The sequence below is a fragment of the Otoolea muris genome (genome assembly GCF_943193115.1).
GTDB lineage: Bacteria > Bacillota > Clostridia > Lachnospirales > Lachnospiraceae > Otoolea > Otoolea muris.
Genome location: NZ_CALPCY010000098.1, coordinates 1 through 6,904, shown reverse-complemented (window position 1 = coordinate 6,904; position 6,904 = coordinate 1). Strand labels below are relative to the sequence as shown.

Sequence of the window (6,904 nt, the reverse complement as noted above, 5' to 3'; positions counted from 1 at the left end):
AAAGGAAAGCAGGCGTCGCTGAATTAAACAGGGTACTTGAGAAATATGAAATTACTACGGATATGAGGATTTCATTCTTTATGGGACAGGTAAAACATGAATCCCGGTCAGGGGCGAGAACACTGGAACAATTTAACGGAGATTCTCCTGAAGAATGGTTTAATAATAAATATAACTTCCGGCTGGGTAATAAAGAGGAAAATGACGGAGAACATTTCAGAGGCGCTGGATATATTCATCTTACCGGCAGATATAATTATGAGGAATTTGCCAAAGATATGGGGGATCCGGAGATAGTGACTCAGGGGTACAGGGTAGTGGGAGGTGTTTATAACCGTCCTGTCCATGAGGTTAGGCCAGAGGATTTAGGTGTGATTGATCTTGGAGAATATGTCTGGGAAGCATCAGGGTGGTTTTGGCTGTATGGAGCAGAAGATGATTTAAATATGTTGTCAGATCAGAGGAGAGGCTTTATGATATCATATAATATAAACAAGAATGATGGCGGTACATTTTCAGTCCGGAATGATTATGTTAAAGAATTTTATAGAATATTAACAGGTGGGGAATTAGAAATTGCTGACACAAAAGAATCTGTATATGAAAACAAAAATAATAATTAAGCTGTATACAGATTCTATTTAGAAAGATGAGATTGGAGACATATGAATTATATGATTGTGACATTGATTGGTTTATTATTGAGTTTTAATAACAATCTATGTTCAGAAATAAAAAATACAGCGCATATGGAAGAGACAGCCGATGAATCAGCTTCCGGCGGCAAGGCGTGTACAGATATGGAAAAACAGGCATACATTGAAACTGTTTTCGGAGAGACAATGATGAACGGGCTCAGAATCAAAGACTGTAGTATTACGGCCGATTACAGGCCGAATCCGACCGGTCACAGAATTCCCTATTTATTTGCATCGATCCGGTATCCGCAGGTATCAGGAATGGATGATAAATCCATTGAAAAAAAAATAAATAATTTATTAATAAACGCTGTAACTCAATCAATGGATCATAAAAATGCCGATGAAATCTTAAGTTTATTTCATAACATAGTGAATCATGGGTTTACTGAATTTTGGGAATGTGATAATGAATACAATATAATCCATGTTGGGGAGGATAGTATAAGCGTAAGTTATGAGGGAGCGTCCTATTTTGGAGGGCTTCATCCATCATTTTTTCATGATTATATTACAATTAACCTGACCAACGGCGAGATGGTTCCATTCACGGATCATTTTTCTAAAGAGGACGTAATAAAGGCAATCCGCTCCTTAAAATTTGAGATGATTGAAGGGCAGTACAATCCGGGAGGATATAAGGGTGACGAACCCAAAATAACAGAAGGATTTGCTGAAGCGGTAAAAGAATTAGAGGACAATACAGAAACCTATATGGGGAACACATACAATTTTGCAATAGATGACCGATCTGCTTATATACATTTTCCTTTTTATGATTCATTGGATGGCTATGTTATTTTAAAATTCAGTCTGGATGCATTGAAATAAATGGCCTGCCGTATTATCAGACAGGCGGTTACAGCCCAAAGCAAACAAAGCAGAAAATTTAGGTACATATGGGAAAGGCGGTATGATTATGAATCAAATTATTATAAATCTGATATGCTTATTATTAAGTTTCAGCAACAGCATGTGCTCAGATATGGAAAGAAAGGCATATGTTGAAACAGTAACCAGTGAAACAACAATCAATGGCCTGAAGATCCAGGAACATACCATTAGCGCCTATTACCGGAAGGAAGGGGAATTTGTTCAAAAACCCTATTTAAACGCAACGATCCGGTTTCCCCAGATATCTGATATGGAGGACATTTCCGTACAGAGAAAAATAAATAAGGGGCTGAAGGATGCCGCCACGCAGTCAATCAGTTGGGAGAATGCGGATCAGACATTAGAAATATTTCATGATATCGTGTATAATGATGTATCAACCTGGTTTTGGTACGGTGAAAATGAATACGAAATTCTTTCAGTAGAGAATGAAAGTATAGGAATTAAGTATGAAGGAAGGAGTTACTTTGGAGATGAAGATTGCATGCAGTTCAGCGATTATATTACGTTCAGCTTAACCGATGGAGAACGGGTTCCGTTTACAGAATATTTTTCCAGAGAGAAAGTGATCCGGGCCATTGAAGAATTGAAGTACGATTGGATTAAAGGAGAATACATACGCAGATATAAAGGCCGTTTTGAGAGGTATGAACCAGAAGAAGTGGAAAAACTGGTATCCATGGTGAGAAATCTGGAAGATACGCCTGATAGGTGGGAAAGATATTTTGGAACAACCTATTATTTTGCTATGGACAGAGAATACGCGTATATAAATTTATATTTTCATTATATGGATCAATATGCGGTTTTGAAATTCGATCTGGACGATCTAAGATAAAAATGGGCGGGGTGATATGGGGGCTGGGGACGGAAACATACAGCTATAAAAACGGCAGTCCCGCTGCTGTAGAACAGTCGGAAGGGACCAGGTTCATGGTAAACCGACATATCTTCCTGGCCAGGAGTGCATGCCGGCAGCGGTGAAAAATACGTAATGGTTCAGATTGTCTAAGTTCTTGAAGCGGGATGGAGCACAAATGCTGTTTATGCTATATTGGGAAATATGGAGACAGAGAGCAATATTAATCCGTTATTTTGGGAAAGAACGAATACAGGAAAAAAAGGAAAGGGGTTTGGACTGGTTCAGTGGACACCGCAATCTAAGCTTACAGATTGGACAACTTTAGAGGGGTTGAATCCGAATGATATTGATGTTCAAATACAAAGAATTTTGGTTGAAGTGGATCTGACAAGTGATGAGCAATGGGTTACTGGCAATCATAATTCAGGAATGACTTTTAAAGAATTTACTCAGTCAACGGAATCGGCTGAAAAACTGGCGGAGATATTTTTGTATTGTTACGAACAGCCAACTGTTATGCCACAACCGGCACGTAGTAAACAAGCCAGAAAATGGAAGGATTTACTTGAATTATTAAATGATTAATAGGAGCCTAAAAGAAATTTGCTTAATTACAGAGTCAGGCATAAAGATAAGATTTATATGTATACAGATGGATTGAACAGAATATCACATTGAAGGAATGAGGCAGGAATGAAGAATAACAGGCGTGGCCGCTTTTGGGTGTTCACTTTACTTATGCTGATGTCAGGAGGATGCTCAAAAAAACTGGAAAACCCTGAAATAAAGAAAGTAAACTTCCAGACAGCGGATCATGGAAAAATGATTCCTGAGCTGTCTGATTTAATCAGGGCAAGGCTAAAAGGGATTTGGATGAAAGGGCTTCTGATTTATAATAACAGTGAAGAAAAAGATGGCTCTGGAATTGAAAAATCAATTGGGGAAACAGAAACAAACATTTATAATGACATTATGAATCAGTACATAGATGCAGTTGATAAAGAGTTTCCCCCGCAGGAAAGAGTGAACTATAAACGGGAAGAACGCTGGAGCCTGTTGGGAGATGAAGTGGACATGTATTTAATAATAAACGCGCATGCATTTGAGAGCTATAAGGTGTATTATGCATTATATGACGTAGACGGAAACGGAACCCCCGAATTATTTATCGGGGGTCCATGGGGAAGAGATACGCCGCCTGTGATTTATGATTTCTTTACGTTTGACGGGAAACAGGCGATCAGCCCGTTCAGGGAGGCTGGTTATGTGGAGCGTCAGTTTGGTTATAGGGTAAACCTTTATTTTTATTCTAACGGGATTTTTGAGGTGGACTGGAGCAATGGAGCAATGAATTATGGAGTGGATTTCTACAGACTGTCACCGGATGGGTATAATGTATATCCTGTTGAAAGTGTGTCAGTTAAAGTGCCGTATGATTTGATTACAAGATTTTACCATGACGCCGAGTCAGAGGATGAGATATCAGAAAAAGAATATAATGCAATATTACAAAAATACATGGCTGTAGGCGAAGCAGATTTAAACTGGTCTGAAATAGTAAAGGAATGATACGCATACCTGAATTGCAGATGACAGGAAGCGTCGGATATAGGAGAGACAAACGGATGCAGAAGTAATAAGCCTGCGCCGATCATCCTGAAAGCGGATCCGGTTACACTCACGCCCGTTTCGCAGGAAAATGTGCGCCTGACGCCAAACTTTAACAAACATCTCCTGAAGATCATTTTCAGCATACCGGCCGTCTGGGATCCGGCGAACCTGGATCCGGCCATGATGAAAATCATGGGCGCCCTCGCGGCGGTAAACCAGGTGATCTTCCCGGAAACACCGGGAGACGGGGCAGGGCAGACGCCCGCCCTGGACTTTCGGCTCGCGAGCAGGCATGCAGGCAGCGGCGGGGAGCTGGCGGTTGTGACGGCGTTTGGGAAGAAAGGCAGGGATGAAAAGAAGAAAAAAGGAAAATGGAAAAAGGATTGGGGAAAGAAGTATTACTACGATTCGGACGGGGATATGGTGAAGGGGGAGTTCAGAAAGATAGATGGGGAGTGGTATTATTTCCATGAGGACGGCCATATGGCAAAAGACGAGTTTGTATACTATGAGAACCACACCTATTATTTTGATAAAAAAGGACACATGCAGGATGATGATGTATTTCAAAAGAAGGATGAAACGTATTATATAAATGATTTCAAATTTACAGGTACGGGAAGCAAAAGAAGAGAAAATGAGGCATTGGCAGAGGAGATGATGTTTTACCACCAGCAATACCATATATGTATAGAGGAAAATCCTTATGTTACGCAAGGTTCGATACTTGCCTGCACAAAGGGGACAAACTTAACACGCCTGGATGCGCGTACCGCAGTGGATATCAGAGATATTGTTACAGGATTGCCTGTGTTGGGGTGTGATGCCTGTAAAACGGATGAAAACATATATTCCTTTTACGGCTGCCGTGCTTCAGACATTTCAGATATGCCAACAAGGCCGGTCATAGCGGGCGGTTATAAAAAATGTATCCCTACATTGGGAATGTGGACACAAAATCATGACGCTCCGCTTATCTGGAACAGTGTTAATGGGGATCAAACGGTAACATTGATAAGGGATTCTGTCATGGTATGCAGGTTTGGAGGAATGATCGGCGTTGTGGAGATACCGGAGGAACAAGGAAATGCGAGTCAATATGTGACGCTGGAGCAGTTAGATCAATTCCACTTTTTCATGGGTTTTACCGATGCGGAAAGGAAAGCAGGCGTCGCTGAATTAAACAGGGTACTTGAGAAATATGAAATTACTACGGATATAAGGATTTCATTCTTTATGGGACAGGTAAAACATGAATCCCGGTCAGGGGCGAGAACACTGGAACAATTTAACGGAAATTCTCCAGAAGAATGGTTTAATAGTAAATATTCGTATAACTCCCGAGTGGGTAATAAAGGGGGAAATGACGGAGAACATTTCAGAGGCGCTGGGTATATTCATCTTACCGGCAGATATAATTATGAGGAATTTGCCAAAGATATGGAGGATCCGGAGATAGTGACTCAGGGGTACAGGGTAGTGGGAGGTGTTTATAACCGGCCTGTCCATGAGATTAAGCCAGAGGATTTAGGTGTAATTGATCTTGGAGAATATGTCTGGGAAGCATCAGGGTGGTATTGGCTGCATGGAACAGAAGATAATTTAAATACGATGTCAGATCAGAGGAATGGCTTTAAGATATCATATGATATAAACATGAATGATGACGCTACATTTTCACTCCGGAATGATTATGCAAAAGAATTTTATAGAATATTAACAGGTGGAGAATTGGAAATTGCTGACACAAAAGAATCTGTATATGAAAACAAAAATAATAATTAAGATGTATACAGATTCTATTTTAGAAAAGTGAGATGGGGGACATATGAATTATATGATTGTTACATTGATTGGTTTATTATTGAGCTTTAATAACAATCTATGTTCAGAAATAAAAAATACAGCGCATATGGAAGAGACAGCCGATGAATCAGCTTCCGGCGACAAGGCGTGTACAGATATGGAAAAACAGGCATACATTGAAATGGTTACCGGAGAAACAACAATGAACGAATTGGGAATCAAAGATTGTATCATTACAGCCGATTACTGGCCAAACCCGGATAATCACAGAGATCCCTGTTTGGTAGCATCGATCCGATATCCGCAGATATCGGGAATGGAGGATAAATCCATTGAGAAAAAAGTAAATAATTTATTACTAAACGCTGCAACGCAGTCGCTCAACCATAAAAATGCGGATCAGACGCTGAGGCTGTTTAATGACATCGTAAACCATGGATTAAATACTTTTTGGAGCGGTGAGAATGAATATAACATAATTCATATGAGTGAGGATTGTATAAGCGTAAGTTATGAGGGAGAATCCTATTTTGGAGGGCTTCGCCCATCATTTTTTCATGATTATATTACAATCAGCCTGACCAGCGGCGAGATGCTTCCATTCACGGATTATTTTTCTAAAGAGGACGTAATAAAGGCGATCCGCTCCTTAAAATTTGAACTGATTGAAGGGCAGTACAGCCCGGGTGGATACAAGGGTGACGAACCCAAAATAACAGAAGGATTTGCTGAAGCGGTAAAAAAATTAGAGGACAATACAGAAACCTATATGGGGAACACATACAATTTTGCAATAGATGACAAATCTGCCTATATAGAATTTCCTTTTTATGATTCATTGTGGGGTTATGTTATTTTAAAATTCAGTCTGGATGCATTGAAATAAATGACCTGCCGTGTTATTAGACAGGCAGTTATAGCCCAAAACAAACGAAGCGGAAAATTTTAAATTCATATGGGAAAGGCGGTATGATTATGAATCAGATTATTATAAACCTGATATGCTTATTATTAAGCTTCAGCAACAGCATGT

General features: G+C 39.9%; 5 protein-coding genes and 2 pseudogenes. All 7 read left to right on the top strand.

What is annotated here, in order from left to right; genetic code table 11:
* A pseudogene (locus NFS31_RS25835) lies at positions 1 to 623 on the top strand (hypothetical protein); the annotation flags it as partial.
* A gap of 42 nt (positions 624 to 665) precedes the next feature.
* A complete protein-coding gene (locus tag NFS31_RS25830) occupies positions 666 to 1,529 on the top strand; it encodes a PdaC/SigV domain-containing protein (protein ID WP_251501708.1) in 864 nt (287 codons plus the stop codon).
* 88 nt (positions 1,530 to 1,617) lie between these two features.
* Complete coding sequence (locus NFS31_RS25825; protein ID WP_251501703.1) at positions 1,618 to 2,430, top strand: hypothetical protein; 813 nt, start codon at positions 1,618 to 1,620, stop codon at positions 2,428 to 2,430.
* 192 nt (positions 2,431 to 2,622) lie between these two features.
* Positions 2,623 to 3,039 (top strand): annotated as a pseudogene (locus tag NFS31_RS25820) (phage tail tip lysozyme); the annotation flags it as partial.
* Between the two features lie 108 nt (positions 3,040 to 3,147).
* Positions 3,148 to 4,023 (top strand): hypothetical protein, encoded by an 876-nt coding sequence (locus NFS31_RS25815; RefSeq protein ID WP_251501697.1) that lies wholly within the window; start codon positions 3,148 to 3,150, stop codon positions 4,021 to 4,023.
* Between the two features lie 363 nt (positions 4,024 to 4,386).
* Positions 4,387 to 5,850, top strand: a complete 1,464-nt coding sequence (locus tag NFS31_RS25810; RefSeq protein WP_251501693.1) for a PAAR-like protein — start codon at positions 4,387 to 4,389, stop codon at positions 5,848 to 5,850.
* 43 nt (positions 5,851 to 5,893) lie between these two features.
* Positions 5,894 to 6,757 (top strand): PdaC/SigV domain-containing protein, encoded by an 864-nt coding sequence (locus NFS31_RS25805; protein ID WP_251501690.1) that lies wholly within the window; start codon positions 5,894 to 5,896, stop codon positions 6,755 to 6,757.
* The last annotated feature ends 147 nt before the right edge of the window (positions 6,758 to 6,904 follow it).

Bases quoted from the DNA above. Each gene is read 5' to 3' on its own strand.
- NFS31_RS25830 (WP_251501708.1), top strand. From the start codon at position 666: ATGAATTATATGATTGTGACATTGATTGGTTTATTATTGAGTTTTAAT.
- NFS31_RS25825 (WP_251501703.1), top strand. From the start codon at position 1,618: ATGAATCAAATTATTATAAATCTGATATGCTTATTATTAAGTTTCAGC.
- NFS31_RS25815 (WP_251501697.1), top strand. From the start codon at position 3,148: ATGAAGAATAACAGGCGTGGCCGCTTTTGGGTGTTCACTTTACTTATG.
- NFS31_RS25805 (WP_251501690.1), top strand. From the start codon at position 5,894: ATGAATTATATGATTGTTACATTGATTGGTTTATTATTGAGCTTTAAT.